Origin of the sequence: Pseudomonas rhizosphaerae (assembly GCF_000761155.1) — a bacterium.
In the GTDB taxonomy this organism is placed as follows: Bacteria; Pseudomonadota; Gammaproteobacteria; order Pseudomonadales; family Pseudomonadaceae; genus Aquipseudomonas; species Aquipseudomonas rhizosphaerae.
This window is the reverse complement of sequence record NZ_CP009533.1, coordinates 857836-882932: the sequence shown is the minus strand read 5'-3', so window position 1 is coordinate 882932 and position 25097 is coordinate 857836. Positions and strand designations below refer to the sequence as shown.

The following is a 25097-nucleotide window of genomic DNA, read 5'->3' as shown; positions in this document are numbered from 1 at the left end:
TCGTTCTACCTCAGCTTCAGGGTGGCAAGGCCGATCAACACCAGAATCACGGTGATGATCCAGAAACGCACGATGACCCGTGGTTCGGGCCAACCCTTGAGTTCGAAGTGGTGATGGATCGGGGCCATGCGGAACACGCGGCGACCGGTCAGCTTGAAAGAGGCAACCTGGATCACCACCGACAGCGTCTCGACGACGAAGATGCCACCCATGATGAACAGCACGATCTCCTGGCGCACGATCACCGCGATGGTGCCCAGGGCTGCGCCCAACGCCAGCGCGCCGACGTCGCCCATGAACACCTGGGCCGGATAGGTGTTGAACCACAAAAAGCCCAGGCCCGCACCGATCAGTGCGCCACAGAAGACAATCAGTTCACCGGCGCCCGGGACATAGGGAATCAGCAGGTATTCGGCGAATTTAACGTTACCCGACAAATAGCAAAAAATGCCCAACGCGCCGCCGACCATCACCGTCGGCAGAATCGCCAGGCCGTCGAGGCCATCGGTAAGGTTGACCGCATTGCTGGAGCCGACGATGACGAAGTAGGTCAGCACGATGAAGCCGGCGCCCAGGGGGATGCTGGCATCCTTGAGCATCGGGATGATCAGGGTGGTTTCCACCGGGCTGTTCGCGGTCATGAACAGGAACACCGCAGCCCCCAGGCCGAACACCGATTGCCAGAAATACTTCCAGCGACTCGGCAAGCCACGGGAGTTCTTCTCGATCACCTTGCGATAATCATCGACCCAGCCGATGCCGCCGAACAGCAAGGTGACGATCAGCACGACCCACACATAACGGTTGGACAGGTCGGCCCACAGCAGCGTGCTGATGGCGATGGCCGAGAGGATCAGGGCACCGCCCATGGTCGGCGTGCCGGACTTGGACAGGTGCGACTGTGGACCATCGTTGCGTACGGCTTGGCCAATCTGACGAATCTGCAGGGTGCGGATCATCCAGGGGCCCAACCAGAGGGCCAGCGACAGCGCGGTCAGTACACCCAGAATCCCGCGCAGGGTCAGGTACTGGAAGACCGCGAAGCCTTTGTAGAACTGTTGCAGAAATTCTGCCAGCAGCAGCAACATCAGTGTTTCTCCCCGCCAGAACCGCACAGCGCCGCCACGATGTTTTCCATCGCCGCGCTGCGTGATCCCTTGATCAAAATAGTGGTATTGGAACCCTGCTCGACGGCCAGTGCCGCGATCAGGTCTGCCTGATTGGCAAAGTGTCGGCCTTGAGCACCGAACGCAGCGACTGCGTGGCTCATCAATGGGCCCACGGCATACAGTGCGTCGACCTTGCCGACGGCGTATTCACCCACCTGCCGATGGCCGGCTTCGGCCCAGGCGCCCAATTCGCCGATATCCCCGAGGACCAGGACGGTACGCCCGGAAAAGCCGGCAAGTATATCGATTGCAGCACACATCGAGGTGGGGTTTGCGTTGTAGGTATCATCGATCACCCGTGCGCCGCCGATGGCAAGCTGCGCAACCGTGCGACCCTTGACTGGCTGCACCGCGTTCAAGCCTGCCTGGATGCCGGCAAGGTCCACGCCCAAGGCGTGAGCCGCCGCAGCGGCCGCCAGCGCGTTGAGCACGTTGTGGGTACCGAGCAGGTTGAGCTGGACAGGCACCTCGCCGTCAGGCCCGTGCAACAGGAAGGACGGACAGCCGCGGGCATCGCTGTGCCGGGCACTGGAATGGAAATCCGCGCCGACGTTGTCCAGCGAGAACGTCAGCAGCGCATGCTGGCCGGCCCTGGCCTGCCAGATCGAGAAGGCTTTGTCGTCGAGGTTGAGCACAGCCGTGCCACCCTCGCCCAGGCCTTCGAGGATCTCGCCCTTGGCTTCGACGATCTTTTCCGGACCGCCGAATTCGCCGACGTGAGCGGTGCCCGCGTTGGTAATGAGCGCCACGTGCGGGCGAGTCAGGCCCACGGTGTAGGCAATTTCGCCCACGCGCGATGCGCCCAGCTCGATCACCGCCGCAGTATGCTGCGGTGCCAGTTCAAGCAGGGTCAGCGGAGCGCCCAGGTCGTTGTTCAGGTTACCCCGGGTCGCCAGTACCGCACCTTGGGTACGCAGGATGCTGGCGAGCATTTCCTTGACTGTGGTCTTGCCGCTCGAACCGGTAATGGCCGCCACGGGACGAGTGAACGCCGCACGATTCAGCGCGCCGAGCTGGCCTAGCGCCTCGCGCGTGTCGGCTACGACCAACTGCGGCAGTGCAGAGCCTGCCACTTCGCGTTGTACCAACGCCGCCACTGCGCCTTTGGCCGCGACCTCGTCGAGGTAGTCATGACCGTCGAAACGCGGGCCGGCCAGTGCGACGAACAGGCCGCCGGGAACAATGGCACGGCTGTCGATGCTCACGCTGTCGAAGCGGGCGTCGTCGCCGCGCACGTGGCCGTGCAGGGTATCGGCCAACTGGCTGAGGGTCATGGCATCAAGCATCGGCAGCTCCCCATGCAGCAAGCGCCTGTTCGGCCTGCTGCAGGTCGGAGAACGGCTGACGCTCGCCGTTGATCTCTTGATAGTCTTCGTGACCCTTGCCAGCCAGCACGATGACATCGTCGACCGAAGCCGAGGCAATCAACTGGACGATGGCCGCGGCCCTACCGGCCACGAAGGTCGCATTGGCCGCACTGGAAAAACCGGCACGAATGTCGTCGAAAATGCGCAATGGATCTTCGCTGCGGGGGTTGTCATCGGTGACCAGCACGCGGTCGGCCAGACGCTCGGCCACTTCGGCCATCAGCGGACGCTTGCCACTGTCGCGATCGCCGCCGCAGCCGAACAGGCACAGCAACTGGCCCTTGGCATGGGGCCGCAGCGCTTGCAGGACCTGGTCCAGGGCATCGGGCGTGTGCGCGTAGTCGACCACCACCAGTGGCTTGTCGCCGCCGCCCAGGCGTTGCATGCGCCCGACCGGGCCCTCGACGTTGCGCATCACCTTGAGAATGTCGTCGAGCGGATAGGCCATGCCCATCAACACACCCACCGCTGCCAACACGTTGCTCAGGTTGAAACGGCCCAGCAGGCGACTGCTCAGGCTGTATTCACCGTGCGCGGTGACCAGTGTGGCGCGCACGCCGTGGTCGTCGAAACGAGTGTCACGGCAGTACAGGGTCGCTGCGCTGTCGGCGAGGCTGTAGGTGATCAAGCGTGAATCCTGTTCCTGCTCGGCCAGCTGTCGGCCGAAGTCGTCGTCCAGGTTGAGCACGCGGCATTTGAGGCCCGGCCAAGCGAACAGCCGCGCCTTGGCTTCGGCATACGCCTGCATGCTGCCGTGGTAGTCCAGGTGGTCGCGGGAGAGGTTGCTGAGCACTGCGATGTCGAAATCCAGCGCAGCTACGCGACCCTGATCGAGCGCGTGCGACGACACTTCCATGGCGACCGCGTGGGCACCGCCCTTCTTCAGGTCGTACAACGTGGACTGCACGGCGATCGGGTCGGGCGTGGTCAATCGGCCGCTCTGCAGGGCGCCGTAGAAACCGGTGCCCAGGGTGCCGATCAGGCCACAGTGTTCGCCCAGCGCATCAAGCGCCTGGGCAACCAATTGAGTGATGCTGGTCTTGCCGTTGGTACCGGTCACGCCGACCATGTTGACCAGGCGGCTCGGCTCGCCATAGAAGCGCCCGGCAATGCTGGACAACTGCGCGATCAACCCCTTGACCGGAATCAGCGGCACGTCGGTGAGTGGCAACACGGTGGCGCCTTCCACTTCGTAGGCCACGGCGGCTGCGCCGAGCTTGAGCGCGTCGGCGATGTGCGCACGACCATCGACCTTGCTTCCGGGCACGGCCAGGAACAGATCGCCGGGGCGCACGTTGCGGCTGTCCAGGGTCAACTCGCGGATCAAGGGATCGCGGCTGGCCTCGGGAAAAAGCTTGCTCAGGGGCATGGTCATCAGCCGCGCCCTCCTTTTATCAATGGGGTCGCCGGTGCGGCGTTGACCTGCTGCTGCGGCACGGGCGGCGGCAGGTTGTCAGGTTGCACGTTCATCAGGCGCAGCGTGCCGGACATCACTTTGCTGAAGACCGGGGCGCTGACCAGGCCACCGTAGTAGCCGCCCTTGCTGGGCTCGTCGATCACCACGACGATGGCGTAGCGCGGATCGCTCATCGGGCCGAAACCTGCGAACAGCGATCGGTAAGCGTTCTCGGTGTAGCCACGCGAGCCGATGGTGGCCTTGCGCGCGGTACCCGACTTGCCCGCCACATGGTACGAAGGCACTCGTGCGCGGTACACGCCACGGGTGTCTTCGATGACCTGCTGGAGCATGCCCTGCACGGTCTTGGCGACTTTCTCGGGAATGACCTGCGCCGCGGTCGGCGGCTGGTCGCTCTTGAGGATGGTCAGCGGCACGATGCGGCCGTTGTTGGCGATGGCAGCATAGGCATGCACCAACTGCAGCGCCGTCACCGACAGGCCATAGCCGTAGGACAGTGTCGCGGTCTCGGCCTTGCGCCACTCACGGTGGTTGGGCAGGTTGCCAACGCGCTCGCCCGGGAAGCCCAGGCCGGTGTACTGACCCAGGCCGACCGCCGACATTACCCGATAGATGCTTTCGCCGCCGATGTCGAAGGCGACCTTGCTCATGCCCACGTTACTGGAGTTGATCAGAATACCGGTCAGATCAAGCACCGGACCTTCGGTCTTGGTCACGTCCTTGATGGTGTAGCGACCGATCTGCAGGGTACCTGGGTATACCTCGACCTTGTCGGTCGGCTTCCAGCGGCCGCTTTCCAGGGCTGCGCTCATCGAGATCGGCTTCATGGTCGAACCCGGCTCGAACACGTCGATGATCGCGCGGTTACGCATGGCCGCCGGCAGCATGGTGCGGCGGTTGTTGGGGTTGTAGGTGGGCTGGTTGACCATGGCCAGCACTTCACCGGTCTTCACGTCCATGATGACCATGCTGCCGGCCTTGGCTTCGTTCTCGGTGATGGCGTTGCGCAGCTCGCGACTGGCCAGGTACTGCAGACGCAGGTCAATGGACAATGCCAAGGTCTTGCCGGCCTTGGCATTCTTGGTGACCTGTACGTCCTTGATCAGCCGACCGCGCCGGTCCTTGATGACCTGACGCTTGCCGGGCACGCCGGCCAGCCATTCGTCGTAGGCCAGCTCGACGCCTTCCCGGCCGTGGTCGTCGAGATCGGTAAAGCCGACCATGTGCGCGGTGACGTCGCCCGCCGGATAGAAACGACGGAACTCCTCGATGCCGTAGACACCCGGAGTCTTCAGGTCGAGCACCGAGGCGCCCTGCTCAGGCGTCAGGCCACGGACCAGGTAGATGAATTCCTTGCTGGCCTGAGCTTCCAGACGCTCGGCCAGGGCCTTGGGGTCTTGCCCGAGCGCGCGTGCCAGCGCGGGCCACTTGTCCTTGGCCAGCTGCATTTCCTTGGGGTTGGCCCACAGGGTAGTCACCGGCGTACTTACGGCCAGAGGCTCGCCGTTGCGGTCGGTGATCAGGCCGCGGTGCGCAGGAATGGGGATGTGCCGCATGCTGCGCGCATCGCCCTGGCCGATCAGGAAATCGCGGTTGATCACTTGCAGGTAGACGATCTGCGCAACGATACCGCCAACCAGCAGCAGGAGCAGGCCGACCATCAGGCGGAACCGCCACGGGAACAGTGCCCCGTCGAGCTTCATCATGGCGACACCATGCGAATTTCGGCGGCATCCGGAATGCGCATCTTCAGTTGTTCGGTGGCCAGGGTTTCGATACGGCTATGGGCAGTCCAGGTACTTTGTTCAAGGATCAGCCGCCCCCACTCGGCCTGCGCCTTGTCACGGTCACTCAGTTCGCCGTACAGCGTATTGAGCAGCTGCCGATTGATGTGCGCGCTGTAGGACACGCCGATGGCCGAGACCAGTACGGCCACGAAAAGCAGCAGCATGAGGAAACTGCCACCCGGCAGTGGCTTGTTGAGAAGCTTGCTCATCGCAGCTTCTCCGCTACACGCATGACGGCGCTGCGCGAGCGCGGGTTGGCCTTGAGCTCCGCTTCGGAGGCGAACTGCGCCTTGCCGTGCAGCTTGGCTTTGGGCACGAAGGCTTCGAAACGCACCGGCAGGTTACGTGGCAGGTTGTCGGCTTCGCCCTTGGTCAGCTTGCGCATGAACAGTTTGACGATGCGGTCTTCCAGGGAATGGAAGCTGATCACCACCAGGCGGCCACCGATTTCCAGCGCATCGAGCGCGGCCTCGAGGCCCGCTTCCAGGTCGGCCAGTTCATTGTTGACATGAATACGCAAACCCTGGAAAGCGCGGGTTGCCGGGTTCTTGCCTTTTTCCCAGGCGGGGTTGGCGACCTTGAGCACTTCGGCCAGGTCAGCGGTACGCTCGAACGGCTGCACCTCGCGGCGCTGCACGACCGCACGGGCCATGCGCCGAGCGAAACGCTCCTCGCCGTATTCCTTGAATACGCGGGCAATTTCTTCCTCGGCAGCGGTCGCGATGAACTCGGCCGCGCTCATGCCCCGCGAGGGATCCATGCGCATGTCCAGAGGGCCGTCGTGGAGGAAGCTGAAGCCACGTTCGGCATCGTCGAGCTGTGGCGAGGATACGCCCAGGTCGAGCAGGATGCCGCTGACCTTGCCATGCATGCCGCGCTCGCGCACTTCGGCACCCAGCTCGGCAAAGCTGCGCTGCACAATGACAAAGCGGCCGTCTTCGGCCGCCAGCGCTTGCCCGGTGGCAATCGCTTGAGGGTCCTTGTCGAACCCCAACAGGCGACCATCGGGCCCCAGGTGCCGCAGGATCAGGCGGCTATGGCCGCCACGGCCGAACGTGCCGTCCAGATAGCAACCATCGTCGCGCACGGCCAGGGCCTCGACGGCTTCGTCGAGCAGCACGGTGATGTGGTTGAAGCCGCTATCAATAGTCACAAGATCAAATCACGCAATTCTTCGGGCATGGCGCCCGGTTGTTGTATAGCTGCAAGGTCTGCCGCGCTCACGGCGTTCCACGCACCCTCGTCCCACAGTTGAAACTTGTTCAGTTGGCCAACCAGCATCGCGTGCTTGTCCAGCCGGGCGTACTCGCGCAGGCGCGGAGGCACCAGGAAACGTCCGCTGCCGTCGAGTTCGAGGTCGACGGCATTGCCGATCAGCAAGCGTTGCAGACGGCGATTGCCTTCCACCAGGGAAGGCAAGGCGCGAAGCTTGGCTTCGATGAGTTCCCATTCATCCAGTGGATAGACACACAGGCAGGGGTCGACGGTGTCGACCGTGATGATCAGCTGACCGGAGCATTTGGAATCCAACTCGTCACGATACCGACTCGGCATGGCGAGCCGTCCCTTGGCATCGAGGTTGATCGGATTGGCTCCACGAAACACGTTGCGTTTCCCCTGAACTCAGCTTTTTACATTCGAAAAACCCACTTTTCGCCACTTCCCGCCACTCGCGCACACTATAGGAACCCCCCCACCACACCGTCAAGGCGCGTCTGTAGGGAAAAGCCTTATAGATCGGAGATTTAGAACGCAAAATGAAGGGGACGCGGCATTTGAAGCACGCGAGGGAGACATAAAGCCGTTTAAGTTCAAGCGTCTGCGTCTTGAACTTAAAGTAGAGTCTCAAGACTAAGAATTTTTCGACATTACCAAAGGGGATTTGGCAGCCGTTTTTTACGAAGTAATGCGAGGGAAAAAGGTGGAGAGTCGATCTGTAAGCCGGGTTTTGTCGAGGACAGTCATTCCTCTACGATGGCCATCGCTGGACACCTCTAGCAACCTACCCGGTTCCAACGCGGGCCGCGCCATATGGAACCCTATTTGGTCTTGCTCCGAGTGGGGTTTACCTAGCCACGAACTGTTGCCAGACGTGCGGTGCGCTCTTACCGCACCTTTTCACCCTTACCGGCGCTTGCGCGCTTAGGCGGTTATTTTCTGTGGCACTTTCCGTAGGCTCGCGCCTCCCAGGCATTACCTGGCACTCTGCCCTATGGAGCCCGGACTTTCCTCCCCCCGCTTGCCCTGCAACAAGTTGCGGAACAAAAACGGGCAGCGACTGTCCGATCGACTCTCCGGCGCGCAGGTTAACGACATGCACCGGCTAGGACAAGCTTTAATCACACCGATCGAGCTCTGGGGATCGGCATCATGCCTTCTGTTTTTCCAGCGCGACCTGATAAAGCAGGTTTTTGCGCACCCCAGTGATCTCTGCGGCAACGGCAGCAGCGCGCTTGAGCGGCATCTCCGCCAACAACAGGTCGAGAACGCGCATGACCTCGCCGCTGACAGCCTCGTCGCTGAGCGGGGCGGTCCATCCAGCCACCAGTACCACACACTCGCCACGCTGCTGGTTGCTGTCGGCTTCCACGAACGCACGCAACTCCGACAGCGGCAGCCCCTTGAGGGTTTCAAAGGTTTTCGTCAATTCGCGCGCCAACAGCGCGGGACGCTCGCCGCCGAAGACTTTCTCCATGTCCTGCAGGCATTCGAGTATGCGATGCGGCGCCTCGTAGAAGATCAAGGTGCGCGGCTCTTCCCGGACCTGTTCAAGGCGCGCGCAACGGCCGGCGGTCTTGGCCGGCAGGAAGCCTTCGAAGATGAACCGGTCCGAGGGCAGGCCTGCGGCCGACAGCGCCGCGATCAGGGCGCAGGGCCCAGGCACCGGCACCACCTGCACGCCCGCCGCGCGCGCCTGCCGCACCAGGTGGTAGCCGGGGTCGGAAATCAGCGGCGTACCGGCATCGGAAATCAGCGCCACGTCATCGCCTGCCAGCAATCGCTGAATGAACCGGCTGCCTTCATCCCGCTCATTGTGCTCGTGGCAGGCGGCCAACGGCGTATTCAAACCGAAGTGCTGCATCAGGCGTAGCGAATGGCGCGTGTCTTCGGCTGCGATCAGCGCCACGTCGCTCAGGATCTTCAACGCGCGTGCGCTCATGTCGTCCAGATTGCCGATGGGCGTGGCGACTACATAAAGTGTGCCTGGGGTGGAATTAGAAGCGCTTGAAGCAGTCACAGCACACACCTTGTCGTTCGGCCAAACCGGCATTGTACAGGCTCTGCGCCACCCAGTGCTTGTCCTGCGATTCGGCACCGCTCGGGTGAAACATTTGCTCGTCCTATATAAGGACGCGCTTGCCTTCTTCATCGCACCCTCGCCGATGCTTGGGTACACTTGCCCGTATATTGATCGAGTAAATCAGGAAGATACCCATGACAGCCTGCCTGCGGCTTCTATCTGCCCTATGCCTCGCCGCCTTGCTGGCTGCGTGCGCCAGTTCGCCTTCATCCAATCTCGGTGAGCTGCCCCGCACTCCGGACGCCACCGTCGAGCAACTGCTCGAACGCGCCACTGCCAGCAAGTCGCCGGAAGAAGCGTCCGTTCTGCGCCTGAGCGCTGCGGACCAGGCCGCGCGGCAAGGCGACGCAAGCCGTGCGACGCAGATCCTGCAGCAGGTGCGCATCGAACTGCTCAAGCCGGGCCTGCAGATCCTGGCCAGCACGCTGGGCGCAGAGCTTGCGCTGACCCGCAACGACGCCAAGGCCGCGCTCGCCGCGCTCCACCATCCAAGTCTGCAGCGCCTGGGCGAACTGCCTGCGGACCAGCAGGTGCGTACCCATCTGGTTCGCGCACGCGCGCTGGAAGCCGACGGCCAGGTCCTGGCCGCAGCCCGCGAGCGGGTGTTCGTCGCGCCGCTGCTCAGTGGTGACGCCGCTGGGCAGAATCACGAAGCCATCTGGGCACTGGTAGGTTCGCTGCCGGTGGAGCAACTGCAAAACCAGGGCAGCGACGATTTCGCTGGCTGGTTGAGCCTGGCCCTGGCGGTCAAATCGGCGGGCACCCTGGAACAGCAGCAAGCCGCCATCGATACTTGGGTAGCCCAGCACGCCACTCATCCAGCCGCTCGCCAGCTGCCGACGCCCCTGGTCAAGCTCAAGGCCCTGGCCAGTCAGCCATTGACCCGCATCGCCTTGCTGCTGCCTCAGGATGGGCAACTGGCGGGTGTGGCGCGCGCCCTGCGCGAAGGCTTCATGGCCGCCTACTATCAAGCCCAGCAAGCCGGCCAGAAGCCGCCGGTGATCGACGTGATCGACAGTTCGCGCCTGACTTCGCTCGACGACTTCTACCGCCAGGCCCAGGCCCAAGGCGTGCAGCTGGTGATCGGTCCGCTGGAAAAACCACTGGTCAAGCAGCTGGCAGCACGTGCTCAGTTGCCGCTGCCGACCCTGGCGCTGAACTACAGCGACAGCAATCAGGTTGGCCCACCCCAGCTGTTCCAGTTCGGCCTGGCCGCCGAAGACGAAGCCCGCGAAGTCTCGCGTCGGGCACGTGCCGACGGTCTGCATAACGCCGCTGCCATGATCCCCAAGGGCGACTGGGGCGACCGCGTCCTCAACGCCTTCCGTCAAGACTTTGAAGCCAATGGCGGCACCCTGGTTGCAGCCGAACGCGTCGACCAGCCCGTGCAACTGGCTCAACAGATCGCCAGCATGCTCAATGTGCGCAATGCCGGCAGTGGCCTGCAGAGCAGCACCGGCGCACAGGCATCGCGCCGCCAGGACATCGACTTCATCTTCCTGGCTGCCACGCCCCAGCAGGCCCAGCAGATCAAGCCGACCCTGAACTTCCAGTACGCCGGCGACCTTCCGGTCTACGCCACTTCGCATGTGTTCAGTGCCAGTGGTGACCAGGCCCAGTACAACGACATGACCGGCATTCGCTTCTGCGAGACGCCCTGGCTGCTCGACTCCAGCAATCCATTGCGCCAGCAGGTCGTGCGTCAGTGGCCACAGGCCAACGGCAGCATGGGCCGGTTGTACGCCATGGGCGTCGATGCCTACACCTTGGCCGCGCGCCTGGGCCAGCTCAAGGCCCTGCCCGACAGCCGTGTCGAGGGTCTGTCCGGTAATCTGGGCATGAGCGCCACCCAGCGCATCGAACGCCAATTGCCGTGGGCGCAGTTCGTTGGTGGTCAAGTCCAGCGCCTGCCCAACACCACGCCGTAATGTCGCTAAGCCCCCGCCAGAAGGCGGGTCGCGAGGCCGAGCAGCAAGCCCTGGAGCACTTGCGTGCACAGGGCCTGAGCCTGCTGGCACAGAACTGGCTGTGCAAACGAGGCGAGCTTGATCTGGTCATGCTAGAGGGCGATACAGTAGTATTCGTCGAGGTCCGCTATCGCCTGCACGCACAATGGGGTGGAGCGTTGGCCAGCATCGATGCCCGCAAGCGCGAAAAGCTGGTGATGGCCGCGCAGTACTTCCTCATCAAGGAAGCGCGCTGGGCCCAACACCCATGCCGGTTCGACGTGGTTGCCCTGGAAGGCACCGGTACCCAGGCCACGCGCCTGAACTGGATACGCAATGCCTTCGACAGCTGACCCTAGACACCCTTGCCACCCGTTCTTGCTCTTTGCTTTGCGGGCTGCACACTCTTGTGCCGGGAACCGCCGCAGCCCTGCGGTCTTGCCCGACCAGCCGCCCTACTTAAGGTCACCTTGATGGACATGCAATCCCGAATTCGCCAGCTTTTCCAGGCCAGTATCGATACCAAGCAACAGGCGATGGAAGTCCTTGCACCGTACATCGAACAAGCTAGCCAGGTCATGGTCGGCGCGCTGCTCAGCGACGGCAAGATGCTGTCGTGCGGCAACGGTGGCTCGGCCGGCGATGCCCAGCATTTCTCGTCCGAACTGCTCAACCGCTTCGAACGCGAACGCCCCAGCCTGCCCGCCATCGCCCTGACCACCGACAGCTCGACGATCACCTCGATCGCCAACGACTACAGCTACAACGAGGTATTCTCCAAACAGATCCGCGCCCTGGGGCAGCCTGGGGACGTGTTGCTGGCCATCTCCACCAGCGGCAACTCGGCCAACATCATCCAGGCGATCCAGGCCGCCCACGACCGTGACATGGTGGTGGTTGCCCTAACCGGCCGCGACGGGGGCGGCATGGCCTCCCTGCTGCTGCCAGAAGACGTCGAGATTCGCGTGCCTGCCAACGTCACGGCACGTATCCAGGAAGTTCACCTGCTGGCGATCCACTGCCTCTGCGACTTGATCGACAGCCAATTGTTCGGGAGTGAAGAATGAAGCGTACCCGCCTTGCCCTAGTGGCCCTGAGCCTGGCCTTGAGCGTCACCGGCTGCAGTTCGGTCCTGACCGCTACACGCGACAAGCCGATCGACGACGACCGCGGCACCCGTACCCTGGGCAGCAAGATCGATGATTCGCTGATCGAAACCAAGGTATCGGTCAATATCGCCAAGGCCAACATCGATCTGGACAAGAACTCCCATGTGGTCGTGACCAGCTACAACGGTGTGGTCCTGCTCGCCGGCCAGACGCCGCGCGCTGACCTCAAGACCCTGGCCGAGCAAGCGGCCAGCGAAGTGCAGCGAGTCAAGAAGGTCCACAACGAAATCCAGGTGCTGGCGCCCTCCTCGCTGCTGGCACGCAACAACGATGCCTGGCTGACCACCAAGATCAAGACCCAGATGCTGGCCGACAGCGCCATCCCCGGTTCGCGCATCAAGGTGGTGACCGAGAACGGCATCGTCTACCTGCTGGGCCTGCTGACCCAAGCCGAGGCCACTCGTGCTACCAATCTGGTGCAGGGCGTGTCCGGCGTGCAGAAAATCGTCAAGTTGTTCGAGTACATCGACTGACCCAAAGCTTGCTGTAGGACGAGTAAGAGGCGGCCCCGTTCAGGGGCCGTCTTGTTTTTGCAGTTTGGGAATTTTCCTATGGGGCGTGCGCCCGCGACTGAGCAGAATTCCGATCCGTCAACGCGATACCGGCTTCTTTGGTAACGCAAAAAGACAGATCAACTTCTCAGTATCGAAAAGGGCACGCTATGAACAGCTACAAACTCGCGCAACTTCTCTGTGCCGCCGGCCTGGCCAGCGCAGCCAGCCTGGCGAATGCAGCCGACGGTGAAATCAACTTCAACGGCTCTGTCGACACCAGCACCTGCGTCATCAGCGTGGGCGACACCTCCGGCGGCGTCAAAGGCGAGGCTTTCATCGGCAAGGTGTCGGTCAACACCCTGAAAAAAGCCGGTGACGTGGCCGGTGGTGGTCACTTCGCCCTGATGGTCGACGCCACTGACCCTGGATGCGACCTCAAGGACAAGTCCGCCTCCGTCACCTTCATCGGCCTGACCGGTGCGCAAGGCCCGAACGGTCAATGGCTGGGTCTGGAAAATCCGGCGACAGCGGCCAAGAACGTCGCCATTCAGATCCGCGACGCCTCGGGTAACGAAGTACGACTCAACGAGCCGTCTGCTGCCTACCTCAAGCCCGAAGAGCCCATGGCGTTCACCGCCAACTACATTGCCACCGGGGCGGCCACGGCAGGGCCAGCCAAAGGCAAGGCTGCGTTCACGGTCGAGATTCACTGATCAATCCTGCGCGCAGGCATGCCTGCGCGCCGCTTCACTTTCAAGGATTCGACATGACTACTCCACCTCCACCTCCACCTCTGCGGCGCTGGCCGTTGCTGCTGAGCCTTGCACTTATGGCGATAGCTTGCGGGCCAGCACAGGCGGGCATCGTGCTCAACAACACCCGTGTGGTGTTCGACGGCAGCAAGCAGGAAGTTTCGGTCACTGTCAGCAACCCCACCGCGCAGCATTATGCCGTGCAGGCCTGGATCAATACCGAAGCCGACGACGACACCCAGGCAACGCCATTCATGGCCACGCCACCCTTGTTCAGGCTGGATTCACGGCAAGAGCAAAGTGTGCGCATCCTGGATGTCGGTGCCCGCTTGCCCGGCGACAGGGAATCGCTGTTCTACTTCAACGTGCAGGAGATTCCGGCCAGCCGCGACTCTGACGACAACGTGCTGAAAGTGGCCCTGCGCACACGCATCAAGATGTTCTACCGCCCCCCGGGCCTGCCGGGCACGGTGCTGCAGGCGGGTGAACAATTGCAGTGGTCGCTGCAGCGCGAAAACGGTCGACGGACCCTGCAAGTCGACAACCCCACGCCCTACCATGTGTCGTTCATCGGTATCAAAGTGGCCGACGCCAAGCGCGAACATGAAATAGCCGCGCCGCTGATGGTGGCGCCCCGCTCGGTGCGCCACTACCCACTGAACGAACCGTCGTGGCTGCCCGACAGCGTGGTGTTTTCCACCATCAACGATCATGGCGGCTACTCCGAACCCGTGCGCGTGCCTGTTGCAGGCGGCGCCTGATCGACGACAGGCACAGGGACGTTGCCGAGCGATGATATGCCCAACTACTTACCCAAACGCTGCGCTGCCTGGCCATGGCCATGGCCGACGGTACTGGCCGGCTGCCTGCTGTGCGCCTCGCCGGATGCCTGCGCAGCTGAATCCGACGAAGTATTCGATCGCAGCTTTCTGCGAACATTCGGCGCCAGCGACCCCGAGCAGGTCATCGACCTGAACCATCTGCGCGGCCAGGAAGGGCTGCCACCGGGCATGTATCCCGTCACGGTACGGCTCAACGGCAAACGCCTCGAACAGCAGACCCTGAGGTTTTTCCGCGCACCCGGCGAGGACCGCCTGCAAGCCTGCTTCACCCCCGCGCTGCTGGACGGCTGGGGCGTGGCCCTGGCTCCCGGTCAGAGTGAGCCGTGCGTGAGCCTGGGCGAGCATTTCGAAGGGGCTGCCCAGCAATTCGACCCGCGAGCCATGACCCTCGAGCTAAGCATACCGCAGGCGTTTCTGCACAGCTCCACCGACGGCTTCATCGACGAGCAGGAATGGGACAGCGGTATCGACGCCGCCCTGCTCAATTACCAGGCCAGCGCCGCACAGGTGCACCGCGAGGGCGAAGGCAGCCATTATCAGGGCAGCCTTTACCTGCAGGCTGGCGTGAACCTGGCGGGCTGGCGACTGCGTTCGAGCTCTGCCTTCATCAAGAGTCCGAACACCGTTTCGCAGTGGCAGCGCAACAACACCTATGCACAACGGGACTTGCCGCGCCAGTGGGGCACCTTGACCGCAGGCGAGCACTTTACACCGGGCAATGTCTTCGACAGCCTGCCCTACCGAGGCGTGTCACTGGCCAGCGATATGAGCATGCTGCCCGACGCGCTGCAAGGCTATGCACCGGTGGTGCGCGGCCTGGCTCAGACCCAGGCCAAGGTGGAAGTGCGCCAGAATGGTTATTCGCTCTATACCACCTACGTGCCACCCGGCCCTTTCGTCATCGACAACCTCAACGCTGCCGGCGGCAGCGGCGAGCTCGAGGTGATCGTGACCGAAGCGGACGGGCGTGAGCAGCGTTTCGTTCAGCCCTATGCCACGTTGAGCAACATGCTGCGCCCCGGTATCTGGCGGCACAGCATTACCGTGGGCGAATACAACACCGGTGCCGACAGCTCCACACCCGGTTTCACCGAAGCCACCCTGGCCTACGGCTTGCCGTTGGACATGACCGCCTATGGCGGCATACAGGCGAGCAGCTTCTATCGCGCGGTCCAAGGCGGCCTGGGCAAGAGCCTGGGCAGCCTCGGCGCCCTTTCCCTGGATGTGACTCAAGCCTGGACCGACAATCCCGGCCAGGCGCGCGACCAGGGCAAGAGCTACGGCTGGCGCTACGGCAAGTCCTTCGCCACCGGCACCTCGCTGCGTTTTGCTGGCTATCGCTACTCCACCGAGGGCTATCGCGATTTCAGCGAAGCGGTGTGGCAGCAGTCACCTACCGAGCGATTCCTGGGCAGCAAGCGCAATCGGATCGAAGTCAGCCTTGCCCAGGCCACTGCACAGGGCTCGTTGTATCTAGGCGTGTTTCAGCAGACGTATTGGCGCGGGCGCGACACCGAGCAGCGTGTACAGCTTGGCTTGAATACCTACTGGCGCGGTATCAGCTATGGCCTGTACGCCAACCGCAACCTGGGCTCGGACAGCGCTGGCCAGCATCAGCTGAGCCTGACGGTGTCGATGCCGCTGGGTGGTAGCTCTTCCGCGACCTACAGCGCTTCGGCCAGCCAGGGCGCCCTCGGCCACAGGGCCAGCGTCGCGGGGGGCCTCGACCGAGCCAATGACTGGCGCTATGGCGTGGATATCAGCCATTCCGAGCAGGGCAGCCAGTCCGGGGCAGCCTCGCTGAATTATCGCTCGGCCAAGCTGATGACCGGCGCAGCATTCGCGGCCGGCGACGGCTATCGACAGGCCACGGTGAGCGCTTCGGGCTCGGTGCTCGCACATCCCGACGGCCTGGCGTTCGGACAACCGTTGGGTGAAACCATCGCCCTGATCGATGCCAGCGGTGTGGCCAACGTCGGTGTGCAGAACAGCCCCGGTGCCCGTACCAATGCCGACGGTTACGCCATCGTGCCCTACCTCTCGCCCTATCGGCGCAACCGCGTGGCCCTGGACACCGAGCACCTGGGCATGGAAGTGGATATCGACAATGGCGTGCTGCAATCGGTACCCCGCCGAGGGGCGGTGGTGAGGGCGCGTTTCGAGGTCAGTCGGACCCGCAAGATCATCGCGGTACTGCGTCTGGCCAACGGCAAACAGCCTCCGTTCGGCAGTCAGGTGTTCGATCGCGAGAACCAGTCCGTTGGCGTGGTGGGCCCTGGCGGGCAGGTATTGCTCGCCGTGGACGAGTCTGCCCGTGAACTGGTGGCCAAGTGGAACGAGCGAGCCGACGGGCAGTGCATCATCGACCTTGCGCCACCAGCACACGCCGAGACGAGCCCGCAAGCCGTGCGAACGCTGGTGTGCCAGCCCGCCGCCGAAATGGCCGACGTCGGCCCAGTACCTCAATCACTGTCGCAACGGGTTCCTTCATGAACATTCATCGCTTGCCTGCGCTGGCCGCACTGGGCACCGCCCTGGCGGTTGGCCATACCTGGGCCGCCTGCCCGCCACCGGTGGCACAAGAGACTCACAGCTATACGGCCTATGTACCGCGCGATGCACCCGTGGGGTCGGTCATCACCGGCAACTCGGTCAATTACGACACCTCTGTCGGGCATAGATGTGAAGGCCGCCCCGTCTTGCTGGAAATGCTTGCCGGGCCCGCAGAGCCTTCGGTACCTGCTGCCAGCAACGGCAGCACGGGAACCCGTGACATAGGTAACCATCTTTATAAGACCAACATACCAGGCATCGCTATAGCTGCTGTCATGGGAACGGGCAGCCTCTGCTATTCGCCAAGCGGCGGACTGATTCCCGACTCGGACCGCTACTTTCCCAAAAGCGCTTTCTCTTGCCCCGGCTCCAACTACATGACCCGTTTCTATTACTGGCTGTACAAGACCGGCCCCATCGCACCCGGCAGCCATCAACTCAACCTCAATGCCTTGCGCGTGATGTTCAACGGTACGCTGCAAAGCTCCCTGACCCTGAGCCAGACCATCGTGGTGGCGGGCTGCGCCATGCCCAGTGCCGGGAACAACCAGGTGGACGTGACGATGGCGCCTACCAACGTCAAAGACTTTTCCACAGCCGGCAGCGCCGGCGCCAGCAAGGCTTTCGCCATCACCTTGCAGACCTGCACCGCTGGCACGTACTCGCGCAACTATCCCTGGAACTACTTTCTGGGCAACTTCGCCAACGTGCGCCTCGAACCCTCCAAAGGCTCGACGGTGGTCGATGCCGCCTTGGGGATCATCGGCTTGCGGCCGGAGTCGACGGCCACAGGCATCGGTGTGCAGATCCTGAAAAAAGACAGGAGCCCGGTCGCACTGAACCAGGAAGTGCCTATCCTGCATGTTCAGGATGGGGTAACCGAGGTGCCGCTGCTTGCGCGCTATATCCAGGTAGGCGATACACCCGTGGAAGGCGGTACGGCCAATGCCACGGTCAACTTCACGGTGACCTTTCGCTGACCCTCCGACACCCGGCAACCAGGCATAAAAAAAGGCGACCCACTCGGGTCGCCTTTTTTCATTTCACTACTTTCAGGCTCGGACGCCCGGAAGGCCGGGGCGGTGGGCTGCCCGGTGGCGGGGTATCGTCGTCGGATTCGACGATGTCCTCGAATTCGGCTTCATCCTCGTCCAGTTCAGGCGATTCCAGATCGAACACCATGCCCTGCCCGTTCTCGCGAGCGTAGATGCCCAGAATGGCGCCCGACGGCACGAACAGCGTGTGCGACACGCCACCGAAGCGACCGTCGAAACTGACCGCTTCGTTGTCCATGTGCAAGTTGCGCACGGCACTGGGTGAAACGTTCAGCACGATCTGGCCATCGCTGGCGAACCCTTTCGGGACCTGGACCGAAGGATACTCGGCGTTGACCAGCATGTGCGGGGTACAGTCATTGTCGACGATCCACTCGTACAGAGCACGGATCAAATAGGGACGACTGGAGTTCATCAACGGCTCCTCAAAACCTAGCGCATTTCACGTTCAGCGGCAGACAGGCTGGCCTTGAAGGCCTCCCGCGCGAACTGACGTTCCATATAGTCGAGCAGCGGCTTGGCAGGCCGCGGCAGTTCGATACCCATGATCGGCAAGCGCCAGAGTATCGGCAGTAGACAGCAGTCGACCAGACTTTGCTCCTCGCTGAGAAAGCAGGGCTTGTCGGCGAACAGCGCCGAGACGCCGGTCAGGCTCTCGCGAAGTTCCTTGCGCGCCTGAACACGAGCGGCCTCCTTGCTGCGCGGATCCAGGATCAGGTCGGCCAGGCCGCACCAGTCGCGCTGGATGCGGTGGATCAGCAGCCGGCTGTTGGCGCGCGCCACCGGATACACCGGCAGCAGCGGCGGATGCGGATAGCGTTCGTCGAGGTATTCCATGACCACGGTCGACTCGAACAGGGCCAGGTCGCGGTCGACCAGTGTGGGCGTGCTGCCGTAGGGATTCACTTCGATCAGCCGGGGTGGCAGGCGACCGCCCTCCACGTTGATGATCTCTGCGCTGACGCCTTTCTCGGCGAGAACGATGCGTACCCGATGAGAATAGTGGTCGGCGGGGTCGGAGTAACAGGCCAACCGATTGGTCACGCCCATGGCGGTCCTCCTCGCGTATAAGAGTATGAATGCAAAAACGAGCACCACCCGCAGGGGGCGCAAGCAAGCCGCGAAGTTTACCGCACTTTCAACCCACGTCCTTCCAGTATTCGCGTTTCAGCAAGTAAGCGAGAATGACCAGCAACGCCAGGTACAGCAATACGTACAGGCCGATCTGCTGGCTTCGTGCCTTGACCGGGTCGGCCGAGTACGCGAGGAACGCCACCAGGTTCCTGACCTTGTCGTCGAATTGCTGCGCATCGAGGCTGCCGGTGCCCGGTATCACCCGCAGACGCGTGCACGGCTGCGCCGCCGACGCCTCTGGACAGTCGAGCACCTGGCGCCCTTGCAGGCTCTCCAGCACGTTGGGCATGCCAACGTTGGGGTAGACGATATTGTTCACACCCCAGGGCCGTGCCGGGTCGGCATGAAAGCCGCGCAGATAGGCGTACAGCCAGTCGGTGCCGCGCACGCGGGCAACCAGGGTCAAGTCGGGCACCTCGGCGCCAAACCACGCTGTGGCGTCGGCTGGCTGCAGACGCGTTTCCATGTGATCGGCAATGCTTGCGCCTGCCGGTGCCAGGGTTTTGAGCATCTGCTCATAAGGTATGCCCAGGTCGTCGGCCACCCTTTGGTAGCGCTGAAACCTGGCCCCATGGCAACCCATGCAATAGCCGACGAACGTGCTCGCACCGTCGCGCAACGCGGCCTTGTCGGCCATATCGATCTCGATCGGCTGCACGATTGATGCGGCAGGGGTCGCCCAGGCCGCTAGCGGCACCATCAGCCATAGCAAGACAGCAATCAGCGCTTTCATCGGCGCGGCACCCGATCGGGCACCGGCCGTGTGACCTCGCGGCGGGTGTACAGCGGCATGGCCAGGAAGTAGCCGAAGTACAACGCCATACACACCCGGGCCACCCAGGTGGTGATGGCGGTGGCCGGTTGCATGCCCAGGTAGCCGAGGGTCACGAACGCGATGCAGAACAGCGCCAGCGCCGTGCGGCTCATCCAGCCCTTGTAGCGCATCGACTTGACCGGGCTGCGGTCCAGCCAGGGCAGGACGAAAAGGATGGCAATGGCGAAACCCATGGCAAGCACGCCCATGAGCTTGTCGGGCACGGCGCGCAGGATGGCGTAGAACGGGGTGAAGTACCAGACCGGCACGATGTGTTCCGGCGTCTTGAGCACGTTGGCCGGCTCGAAGTTGGCCGGCTCCAGGAAGTAACCGCCCATCTGCGGAAAGAACAACACCACGGCGCTGAACACGAACAGGAACACCGCCACCCCGAGCAGGTCCTTGACCGTGTAGTAGGGATGGAAGGCAATGCCGTCCAGCGGCTTGCCGTCCACATCGCGCAGGCGCTTGATATCGATGCCGTCGGGGTTGTTCGAGCCCACCTCGTGCAGCGCCAGAATGTGCAGCACCACCAGCGCCACGATCAACAGCGGCAATGCCACTACATGCAACGCAAAGAAGCGGTTCAAGGTAACGCCCGACACCAGGTAGTCGCCGCGAATCCACTGGGCCAGATCGGCGCCTACGATAGGGATGGCACCGAACAGGGAAATGATCACCTGCGCGCCCCAGTACGACATCTGCCCCCACGGCAGCAGGTAGCCCATGAAGGCTTCGGCCATGAGCAGCAGGTAGATCGACATGCCGAAGACCCACACCAGCTCGCGGGGCTTTTGATAGGAGCCATACAGCAGCCCACGAAACATGTGCAGGTAGATCACGATGAAGAATGCCGAAGCACCGGTGGAATGCAGGTAGCGCAGCAGCCAGCCATATTCAACGTCGCGCATGATGTATTCGATGGACGCGAAGGCGCCTTCGGCGGTCGGCGTGTAGTTCATGGTCAGCCAGATGCCGGTGAGCAACTGATTGAGCAGCATCAGCAGCGCCAGGGATCCGAAGAGGTAGAACACGTTCAGGTTATTCGGCACGTAATACTGGCTCAGGTGGTCGCGCCACGCCCTGCCCACCGGCAGCCGTGCTTCGATCCATTGCAACAGGCCACGCATCAGGTGTTCTCCCCGTCGATTCCCAGCACCAGCACGTCGGCACTTTCGTAGAAATGCGGTGGCACGGCGAGGTTCAAAGGTGCAGGCTGGGCCTTATAGACGCGCCCGGCCAGATCGTAGTGCGAGCCGTGACAAGGGCAGAAGTACCCGCCTTGCCAGTCGGGGCCGAGGTCAGCCGGAGCGACCTCGGGGCGAAAGGTGGGCGAGCAGCCCAGGTGCGTGCAGATGCCGACCACCACCAGCACGTCGGGCTTGATGGCGCGCAGCGAAGCATCCACGTAAGCCGGCTGATCCGAATCGTGCGATTCAGGGTCGGCTAGATGCCCGGTGTCGTGGGCAAGATTTTCGAGTACCTGCGGCGTGCGTCGACAGATGAACACGGGCTGGCCACGCCACCGGGCAACCATCTGCTGCCCCGGCTCGATCTTGGCGATGTTCACCTTGACCGGCGCCGCTGCAGCGCGCGCCTTGGCACTGGGCTGCCATGAAGCCACGAACGGCACGGCTGCGCCGACCGCACCGGCAGCGCCTACCAGCGCCGTGGTCCTGACCAGAAAACGCCGGCGACCCTGGTCGATGTCACATGCGCCGCCCTGCTCTTCCGCCATCATGAACCTTAGCCTGCTGCAACAGGCGTCTGCATTGTCTTGCGCGCAGTGTACCAGCGCCTCCCCAGGATTGACGGGCGAAAAAAAACCCGGCTCGCGAGAACCGGGTTTTTCTGGAACGAAGACGCGAATTAACGCTTCGAGTACTGCGGACGCTTACGCGCTTTACGCAGACCGACTTTCTTACGTTCAACTTCACGAGCATCGCGAGTCACGAAGCCTGCTTTACGCAGGGCTGGACGCAGTGCTTCGTCGTATTCCATCAGCGCACGGGTGATACCGTGACGGATCGCACCGGCTTGACCGCTGACACCACCACCGATAACGGTGACGTAGATGTCGAACTTCTCGGTGTTCTCGGTCAGCTCCAGCGGCTGGCGAACTACCATGCGGGCAGTTTCGCGACCGAAGAAGGTGTCCAGAGTGCGATTGTTGATGGAGATGTTACCGGTGCCCGGACGCAGGAAAACGCGAGCGGTTGCGGTCTTGCGACGGCCAGTGCCGTAATTTTGAGTCGCCGACATAATGAACTATTCCGTTAAAACTTCAGTTCTTGGGGCTGCTGAGCAGTATGAGGGTGAGCAGCGCCCGCATAGACTTTCAGCTTACGGTACATGTCGCGACCCAGCGGGTTCTTGGGCAGCATGCCCTTGACCGCGGTCTCGAGCACGCGCTCAGGCGCCTTGGCGATCAGCTTTTCGAAGTTGATCGACTTGATACCGCCCGGGAAACCGGAGTGGGAGTAGTAGATTTTGTCAGTGGTCTTGGCACCAGTGACACGCACCTGCTCGGCGTTGATGACGACGATGTAGTCGCCGGTGTCAACGTGAGGAGTGTACTCAGGCTTGTGCTTGCCACGCAGACGGCTCGCGATTTCTGTAGCCAGACGACCCAGGGTCTGACCAGCAGCATCAACGACGAACCAGTCGCGCTTTACTGTTTCCGGTTTAGCAGTAAAAGTTTTCATTCTTTATAGCCTCAGGGGCCGCCCAGCAAAAAGAGACGGCGGATCTTACTGAATAGTGCTTACTTTGACAAGTCAAAGGCAGCCGGGCACGGGACACTTTTGGGGGGCTCGGGTCTTCGCGTCACATACACGGCAAAATTCTTCCGGGAGGGGGGCATCACTTCCACTTCACAGAGAGGGGCCGAATTATCCAGATTGCGAAAAAAATATCAACCTGCTTTTATGATTCCTTTGCCAAGAGGAGTCACCGATGCACTATCGCCAGCTGGGACGTACCGATCTGAACGTGAGCGCGCTGTGCCTGGGTACCATGACCTGGGGCGAGCAGAACACCGAGGAGCAAGGCTTCGCGCAGATAGAAAGGGCCAAGGCGGCCGGCATCAATTTCCTCGACACGGCGGAAATGTACCCCGTGCCACCGCGTCCGGAAACCTATGCTGCCACCGAGCGGGTGATCGGCAACTGGTTCAAGCGCCAGGGCGACCGGGCCGACTGGATCCTGGCCAGCAAGATCGCCGGCCCCGGCAATGGCATCAGCCATATCCGCGACGGCCAGCTGAAATTCAACCGCGAGCACATCGTCGCGGCGCTGGACGCCAGCCTGCAGCGCCTGCAGACCGACTGGATCGACCTCTATCAGTTGCACTGGCCCGAACGCAGCACCAATTTCTTTGGCAAGCTGGGCTACCAGCACACCCAGGATCACCTCGACACGCCGCTGCAGGAAACCCTGCAGGTGCTCGACGAGCAGGTCAAGGCTGGCAAGATCCGCCACGTCGGGCTGTCCAACGAAACGCCGTGGGGCACCATGAAGTTTCTCGGCCTGGCCGACAGCGGCACCCTGCCCCGCCCGGTGTCCATCCAGAACCCCTACAACCTGCTCAACCGCACCTTCGAGGTCGGTCTGGCCGAAGTAGCCATCCGCGAGCAATGCGGGCTGCTGGCCTACTCGCCCCTGGCGTTCGGCATGCTCTCGGGCAAGTTCGAGAATGGCGCGCGCCCGGCTGGCAGTCGTCTGGCGTTGTTCAGCCGCTTCACCCGCTACGCCAACGAGCAGGCAGTGGCTGCCACCAGCCGCTACGTGGCCCTGGCCCGCGAGCATGGCCTGGACCCGGCGCAGATGGCCTTGGCCTTCGTCACCGCGCAGCCGTTCGTGACCAGCAACATCATTGGCGCAACTTCGTTGGAGCAACTGGACAGCAACCTGGCAAGCATCGAGCTGGTGTTGTCCGAAGAAGTACTGGCCGGCATCGAGGCAATCCACCAGGGGCAGCCGAATCCAGCACCCTGATCGCTGATCTCGGCTGATCTTGCGGGCCTCTTCGCGGCCACTGGCCGCTCCCACAGGGATCGTATGCGGCCAAAGAATGCCTTCCACAGGGACCGTGTGCCTTTGTGGGAGCGGTCTGTGGCCGCGAAGGGGCCAGCGCCGGCATCGCATTCTCGGCCTCGCTTGAATCCAACGGCACTTCGGCCATATCCTGACCGCTTTCACCCCACAAGAATAAAATCATGATCTTCACGCCCCATACGCCCGCGCTGCGGCGGGTCTGCATTCTGGCCACCGACCAAGTCATGGCTTCGACCCTGATGCAGGCCAAGGACTTCTTCCACATGGCCAGCCTGCGCTATGGCAAGCAGATGAGCCTGGAGCGTCATGCGCTGTTCGAAACACGCCTGGTCAGCCCGAACGGCCTGCCGGTGCGCAGCTTCAGTGAGGTCATGCTGCCCGTGGACGGTGGCCTGGAAGATGCCGACCTGATCATCCTGCCTGCCTGCTGGGGTGACTTCGACAGTGCTGCGGCACGCTACCCCCAGGTGCTGCCTTGGCTATGCGCGCAACATGCACGCGGCGCGGTACTGTGCGGCGAGGCCAGCGGTGTGTTCTGGTTGGCCGCCAGCGGCCTGCTGGACGGCAAGGAAGCGACCACCTACTGGCGTTTCTTCGAGGAATTCAAACAGCGCTTTCCACGCGTCAGGCTCAATCAGGACAAGCACCTGACCGACGCCGACAACCTGTTCTGCGCCGGTGGGCCGGTGTCGGCCTGCGACCTGTACATTCACCTGATCGAACGCTTCTGCGGGGCTCACGTGGCCCAGGCGGTCTCGCGCGACACCTTGTACGAAGTGCAGCGCAGCTATACGCCGGGCCGCATTGGTTTCGGTGGCCAGAAGCTGCACCGCGACGTGCCGATCCTGCACATCCAGCAGTGGCTGGAAGAACATTTCGCCGAGAAATTCCGCTTCGAGGATGTGGCGCGCGAGCGCGGCATGAGCATTCGCAATTTCATGCGGCGCTTCCATGCCGCTACCGGCGACAAGCCGCTGCATTACTTGCAACGGCTGCGCATCGAAACTGCCAAAGGGCTGTTGTCGGGTACCCGCAAGAGCGTCAAGACCATCAGCTATGAGGTGGGGTATGACGATGCGAGTTTCTTTGCCCGGTTGTTCCGCCAGCACACCGAGCTGTCACCCAATGGCTATCGGCAGCAGTTCATGCAGGCGGCTTGAAGAAACATTGCGGTGCGCCTTTCGCGGCCACTGACCGCTCCCACGGACAATTGTGGGAGCGGTCAGCGGCCGCGAATCAGG

Annotated in this window: 25 protein-coding genes and 1 other RNA gene; 10 read left to right on the top strand and 16 right to left on the bottom strand. The window is 62.6% G+C overall.

Annotation, left to right across the window (positions count from 1 at the left end; translation table 11 throughout):
• Window positions 1-5: 5 nt before the first annotated feature.
• From mraY to rsmI, 9 genes are all read right to left on the bottom strand, one after another.
• Window positions 6-1088 (bottom strand): phospho-N-acetylmuramoyl-pentapeptide-transferase, encoded by a 1083-nt coding sequence (gene mraY, locus LT40_RS04040; protein ID WP_043186836.1) that lies wholly within the window; start codon window positions 1086-1088, stop codon window positions 6-8.
• Window positions 1088-2455, bottom strand: a complete 1368-nt coding sequence (locus LT40_RS04035; RefSeq protein ID WP_043186834.1) for a UDP-N-acetylmuramoyl-tripeptide--D-alanyl-D-alanine ligase — start codon at window positions 2453-2455, stop codon at window positions 1088-1090. The genes mraY and LT40_RS04035 overlap by 1 nt, the downstream gene beginning before the upstream one ends.
• Window positions 2448-3911, bottom strand: coding sequence for a UDP-N-acetylmuramoyl-L-alanyl-D-glutamate--2,6-diaminopimelate ligase (locus LT40_RS04030; RefSeq protein WP_043186831.1), 1464 nt, complete (start codon window positions 3909-3911; stop codon window positions 2448-2450). The genes LT40_RS04035 and LT40_RS04030 overlap by 8 nt, the downstream gene beginning before the upstream one ends.
• The gene (locus LT40_RS04025; protein ID WP_162473364.1) at window positions 3911-5656 is read right to left on the bottom strand and encodes a peptidoglycan D,D-transpeptidase FtsI family protein; all 1746 of its coding nucleotides are present in this window, start codon (window positions 5654-5656) and stop codon (window positions 3911-3913) included. Before LT40_RS04025 ends, LT40_RS04030 begins: the two co-directional genes overlap by 1 nt.
• Window positions 5656-5949 (bottom strand): cell division protein FtsL, encoded by a 294-nt coding sequence (ftsL, locus tag LT40_RS04020; RefSeq protein ID WP_043186825.1) that lies wholly within the window; start codon window positions 5947-5949, stop codon window positions 5656-5658. The genes LT40_RS04025 and ftsL overlap by 1 nt, the downstream gene beginning before the upstream one ends.
• On the bottom strand, window positions 5946-6893 hold the full coding sequence (gene rsmH, locus LT40_RS04015) for a 16S rRNA (cytosine(1402)-N(4))-methyltransferase RsmH (protein WP_043186822.1): 948 nt from the start codon (window positions 6891-6893) through the stop codon (window positions 5946-5948). Before rsmH ends, ftsL begins: the two co-directional genes overlap by 4 nt.
• Window positions 6890-7345 carry a division/cell wall cluster transcriptional repressor MraZ gene (gene mraZ / locus LT40_RS04010; protein WP_043186819.1) on the bottom strand — a complete coding sequence of 152 codons (456 nt, stop codon included), beginning with the start codon at window positions 7343-7345 and terminating at the stop codon, window positions 6890-6892. The genes rsmH and mraZ overlap by 4 nt, the downstream gene beginning before the upstream one ends.
• A gap of 316 nt (window positions 7346-7661) precedes the next feature.
• An RNA gene (gene rnpB, locus LT40_RS21010) (RNase P RNA component class A) lies at window positions 7662-8034 on the bottom strand.
• Between the two features lie 74 nt (window positions 8035-8108).
• Window positions 8109-8978 carry a 16S rRNA (cytidine(1402)-2'-O)-methyltransferase gene (gene rsmI, locus LT40_RS04005; protein WP_043186816.1) on the bottom strand — a complete coding sequence of 290 codons (870 nt, stop codon included), beginning with the start codon at window positions 8976-8978 and terminating at the stop codon, window positions 8109-8111.
• A 197-nt stretch (window positions 8979-9175) separates the two neighbouring features.
• Between rsmI and LT40_RS04000 the strand changes: the two genes are divergently transcribed.
• The 8 genes from LT40_RS04000 to LT40_RS03965 all read left to right on the top strand — a co-directional run bounded on the left by LT40_RS04000 (window position 9176) and on the right by LT40_RS03965 (window position 17777).
• The gene (locus LT40_RS04000; RefSeq protein ID WP_043186813.1) at window positions 9176-10969 is read left to right on the top strand and encodes a penicillin-binding protein activator; all 1794 of its coding nucleotides are present in this window, start codon (window positions 9176-9178) and stop codon (window positions 10967-10969) included.
• Window positions 10969-11340, top strand: a complete 372-nt coding sequence (locus tag LT40_RS03995; RefSeq protein WP_043186811.1) for a YraN family protein — start codon at window positions 10969-10971, stop codon at window positions 11338-11340. Before LT40_RS04000 ends, LT40_RS03995 begins: the two co-directional genes overlap by 1 nt.
• A 120-nt stretch (window positions 11341-11460) precedes the next feature.
• Window positions 11461-12054, top strand: coding sequence for a phosphoheptose isomerase (locus LT40_RS03990; protein ID WP_043186809.1), 594 nt, complete (start codon window positions 11461-11463; stop codon window positions 12052-12054).
• Window positions 12051-12629 carry a BON domain-containing protein gene (locus LT40_RS03985; protein ID WP_043186807.1) on the top strand — a complete coding sequence of 193 codons (579 nt, stop codon included), beginning with the start codon at window positions 12051-12053 and terminating at the stop codon, window positions 12627-12629. Before LT40_RS03990 ends, LT40_RS03985 begins: the two co-directional genes overlap by 4 nt.
• 188 nt (window positions 12630-12817) lie before the next feature.
• Window positions 12818-13363, top strand: a complete 546-nt coding sequence (locus tag LT40_RS03980) for a fimbrial protein (protein ID WP_043186805.1) — start codon at window positions 12818-12820, stop codon at window positions 13361-13363.
• A 53-nt stretch (window positions 13364-13416) separates the two neighbouring features.
• Window positions 13417-14163 (top strand): fimbrial biogenesis chaperone, encoded by a 747-nt coding sequence (locus LT40_RS03975; protein ID WP_158497435.1) that lies wholly within the window; start codon window positions 13417-13419, stop codon window positions 14161-14163.
• A 36-nt stretch (window positions 14164-14199) separates the two neighbouring features.
• Window positions 14200-16737 carry a fimbria/pilus outer membrane usher protein gene (locus LT40_RS03970; protein WP_052393234.1) on the top strand — a complete coding sequence of 846 codons (2538 nt, stop codon included), beginning with the start codon at window positions 14200-14202 and terminating at the stop codon, window positions 16735-16737.
• On the top strand, window positions 16734-17777 hold the full coding sequence (locus tag LT40_RS03965) for a fimbrial protein (RefSeq protein WP_052393231.1): 1044 nt from the start codon (window positions 16734-16736) through the stop codon (window positions 17775-17777). Before LT40_RS03970 ends, LT40_RS03965 begins: the two co-directional genes overlap by 4 nt.
• Window positions 17778-17835: 58 nt before the next feature.
• Here the strand turns inward: LT40_RS03965 and LT40_RS03960 are convergent, their stop codons facing one another.
• The 7 genes from LT40_RS03960 to rplM form a co-directional block, all read right to left on the bottom strand.
• Window positions 17836-18267 (bottom strand): ClpXP protease specificity-enhancing factor, encoded by a 432-nt coding sequence (locus LT40_RS03960; RefSeq protein WP_043186801.1) that lies wholly within the window; start codon window positions 18265-18267, stop codon window positions 17836-17838.
• Window positions 18268-18284: 17 nt separating this feature from the next.
• A complete protein-coding gene (locus LT40_RS03955) occupies window positions 18285-18902 on the bottom strand; it encodes a glutathione S-transferase N-terminal domain-containing protein (protein ID WP_043186799.1) in 618 nt (205 codons plus the stop codon).
• Between the two features lie 88 nt (window positions 18903-18990).
• The gene (locus LT40_RS03950; RefSeq protein WP_420329682.1) at window positions 18991-19686 is read right to left on the bottom strand and encodes a cytochrome c1; all 696 of its coding nucleotides are present in this window, start codon (window positions 19684-19686) and stop codon (window positions 18991-18993) included.
• 29 nt (window positions 19687-19715) lie between these two features.
• A complete protein-coding gene (locus tag LT40_RS03945) occupies window positions 19716-20930 on the bottom strand; it encodes a cytochrome b (protein ID WP_043186795.1) in 1215 nt (404 codons plus the stop codon).
• Window positions 20930-21538: a ubiquinol-cytochrome c reductase iron-sulfur subunit gene (petA, locus tag LT40_RS03940; RefSeq protein ID WP_043193279.1), complete on the bottom strand. Its 609-nt coding sequence runs from the start codon at window positions 21536-21538 to the stop codon at window positions 20930-20932. Before petA ends, LT40_RS03945 begins: the two co-directional genes overlap by 1 nt.
• 131 nt (window positions 21539-21669) lie before the next feature.
• On the bottom strand, window positions 21670-22062 hold the full coding sequence (gene rpsI / locus LT40_RS03935; protein ID WP_043186793.1) for a 30S ribosomal protein S9: 393 nt from the start codon (window positions 22060-22062) through the stop codon (window positions 21670-21672).
• Between the two features lie 14 nt (window positions 22063-22076).
• The gene (rplM, locus tag LT40_RS03930) at window positions 22077-22505 is read right to left on the bottom strand and encodes a 50S ribosomal protein L13 (protein ID WP_043186791.1); all 429 of its coding nucleotides are present in this window, start codon (window positions 22503-22505) and stop codon (window positions 22077-22079) included.
• A gap of 250 nt (window positions 22506-22755) precedes the next feature.
• Here rplM and LT40_RS03925 point away from each other — a divergent pair, with 250 nt between their 5' ends.
• Window positions 22756-23796: an NADP(H)-dependent aldo-keto reductase gene (locus tag LT40_RS03925; protein ID WP_043186789.1), complete on the top strand. Its 1041-nt coding sequence runs from the start codon at window positions 22756-22758 to the stop codon at window positions 23794-23796.
• Window positions 23797-24119: 323 nt separating this feature from the next.
• The gene (locus LT40_RS03920) at window positions 24120-25016 is read left to right on the top strand and encodes a GlxA family transcriptional regulator (protein ID WP_167335532.1); all 897 of its coding nucleotides are present in this window, start codon (window positions 24120-24122) and stop codon (window positions 25014-25016) included.
• Window positions 25017-25097: the final 81 nt, after the last annotated feature.

Coding starts and splice junctions, on each gene's coding strand:
- ftsL (WP_043186825.1), bottom strand. CDS start 5,949: ATGAGCAAGCTTCTCAACAAGCCACTGCCGGGTGGCAGTTTCCTCATG.
- LT40_RS04000 (WP_043186813.1), top strand. CDS start 9,176: ATGACAGCCTGCCTGCGGCTTCTATCTGCCCTATGCCTCGCCGCCTTG.
- rpsI (WP_043186793.1), bottom strand. CDS start 22,062: ATGTCGGCGACTCAAAATTACGGCACTGGCCGTCGCAAGACCGCAACC.
- mraY (WP_043186836.1), bottom strand. CDS start 1,088: ATGTTGCTGCTGCTGGCAGAATTTCTGCAACAGTTCTACAAAGGCTTC.
- LT40_RS03960 (WP_043186801.1), bottom strand. CDS start 18,267: ATGAACTCCAGTCGTCCCTATTTGATCCGTGCTCTGTACGAGTGGATC.
- LT40_RS03925 (WP_043186789.1), top strand. CDS start 22,756: ATGCACTATCGCCAGCTGGGACGTACCGATCTGAACGTGAGCGCGCTG.
- LT40_RS03950 (WP_420329682.1), bottom strand. CDS start 19,686: ATGGTGCCGCTAGCGGCCTGGGCGACCCCTGCCGCATCAATCGTGCAG.
- LT40_RS03990 (WP_043186809.1), top strand. CDS start 11,461: ATGGACATGCAATCCCGAATTCGCCAGCTTTTCCAGGCCAGTATCGAT.
- LT40_RS03985 (WP_043186807.1), top strand. CDS start 12,051: ATGAAGCGTACCCGCCTTGCCCTAGTGGCCCTGAGCCTGGCCTTGAGC.
- LT40_RS03975 (WP_158497435.1), top strand. CDS start 13,417: ATGACTACTCCACCTCCACCTCCACCTCTGCGGCGCTGGCCGTTGCTG.
- LT40_RS03945 (WP_043186795.1), bottom strand. CDS start 20,930: ATGCGTGGCCTGTTGCAATGGATCGAAGCACGGCTGCCGGTGGGCAGG.
- LT40_RS03995 (WP_043186811.1), top strand. CDS start 10,969: ATGTCGCTAAGCCCCCGCCAGAAGGCGGGTCGCGAGGCCGAGCAGCAA.
- LT40_RS03955 (WP_043186799.1), bottom strand. CDS start 18,902: ATGGGCGTGACCAATCGGTTGGCCTGTTACTCCGACCCCGCCGACCAC.
- LT40_RS03970 (WP_052393234.1), top strand. CDS start 14,200: ATGCCCAACTACTTACCCAAACGCTGCGCTGCCTGGCCATGGCCATGG.
- LT40_RS03980 (WP_043186805.1), top strand. CDS start 12,818: ATGAACAGCTACAAACTCGCGCAACTTCTCTGTGCCGCCGGCCTGGCC.
- LT40_RS03965 (WP_052393231.1), top strand. CDS start 16,734: ATGAACATTCATCGCTTGCCTGCGCTGGCCGCACTGGGCACCGCCCTG.
- petA (WP_043193279.1), bottom strand. CDS start 21,538: ATGGCGGAAGAGCAGGGCGGCGCATGTGACATCGACCAGGGTCGCCGG.
- LT40_RS04035 (WP_043186834.1), bottom strand. CDS start 2,455: ATGCTTGATGCCATGACCCTCAGCCAGTTGGCCGATACCCTGCACGGC.
- LT40_RS04025 (WP_162473364.1), bottom strand. CDS start 5,656: ATGAAGCTCGACGGGGCACTGTTCCCGTGGCGGTTCCGCCTGATGGTC.
- LT40_RS04030 (WP_043186831.1), bottom strand. CDS start 3,911: ATGACCATGCCCCTGAGCAAGCTTTTTCCCGAGGCCAGCCGCGATCCC.
- rplM (WP_043186791.1), bottom strand. CDS start 22,505: ATGAAAACTTTTACTGCTAAACCGGAAACAGTAAAGCGCGACTGGTTC.
- LT40_RS03920 (WP_167335532.1), top strand. CDS start 24,120: ATGGCCAGCCTGCGCTATGGCAAGCAGATGAGCCTGGAGCGTCATGCG.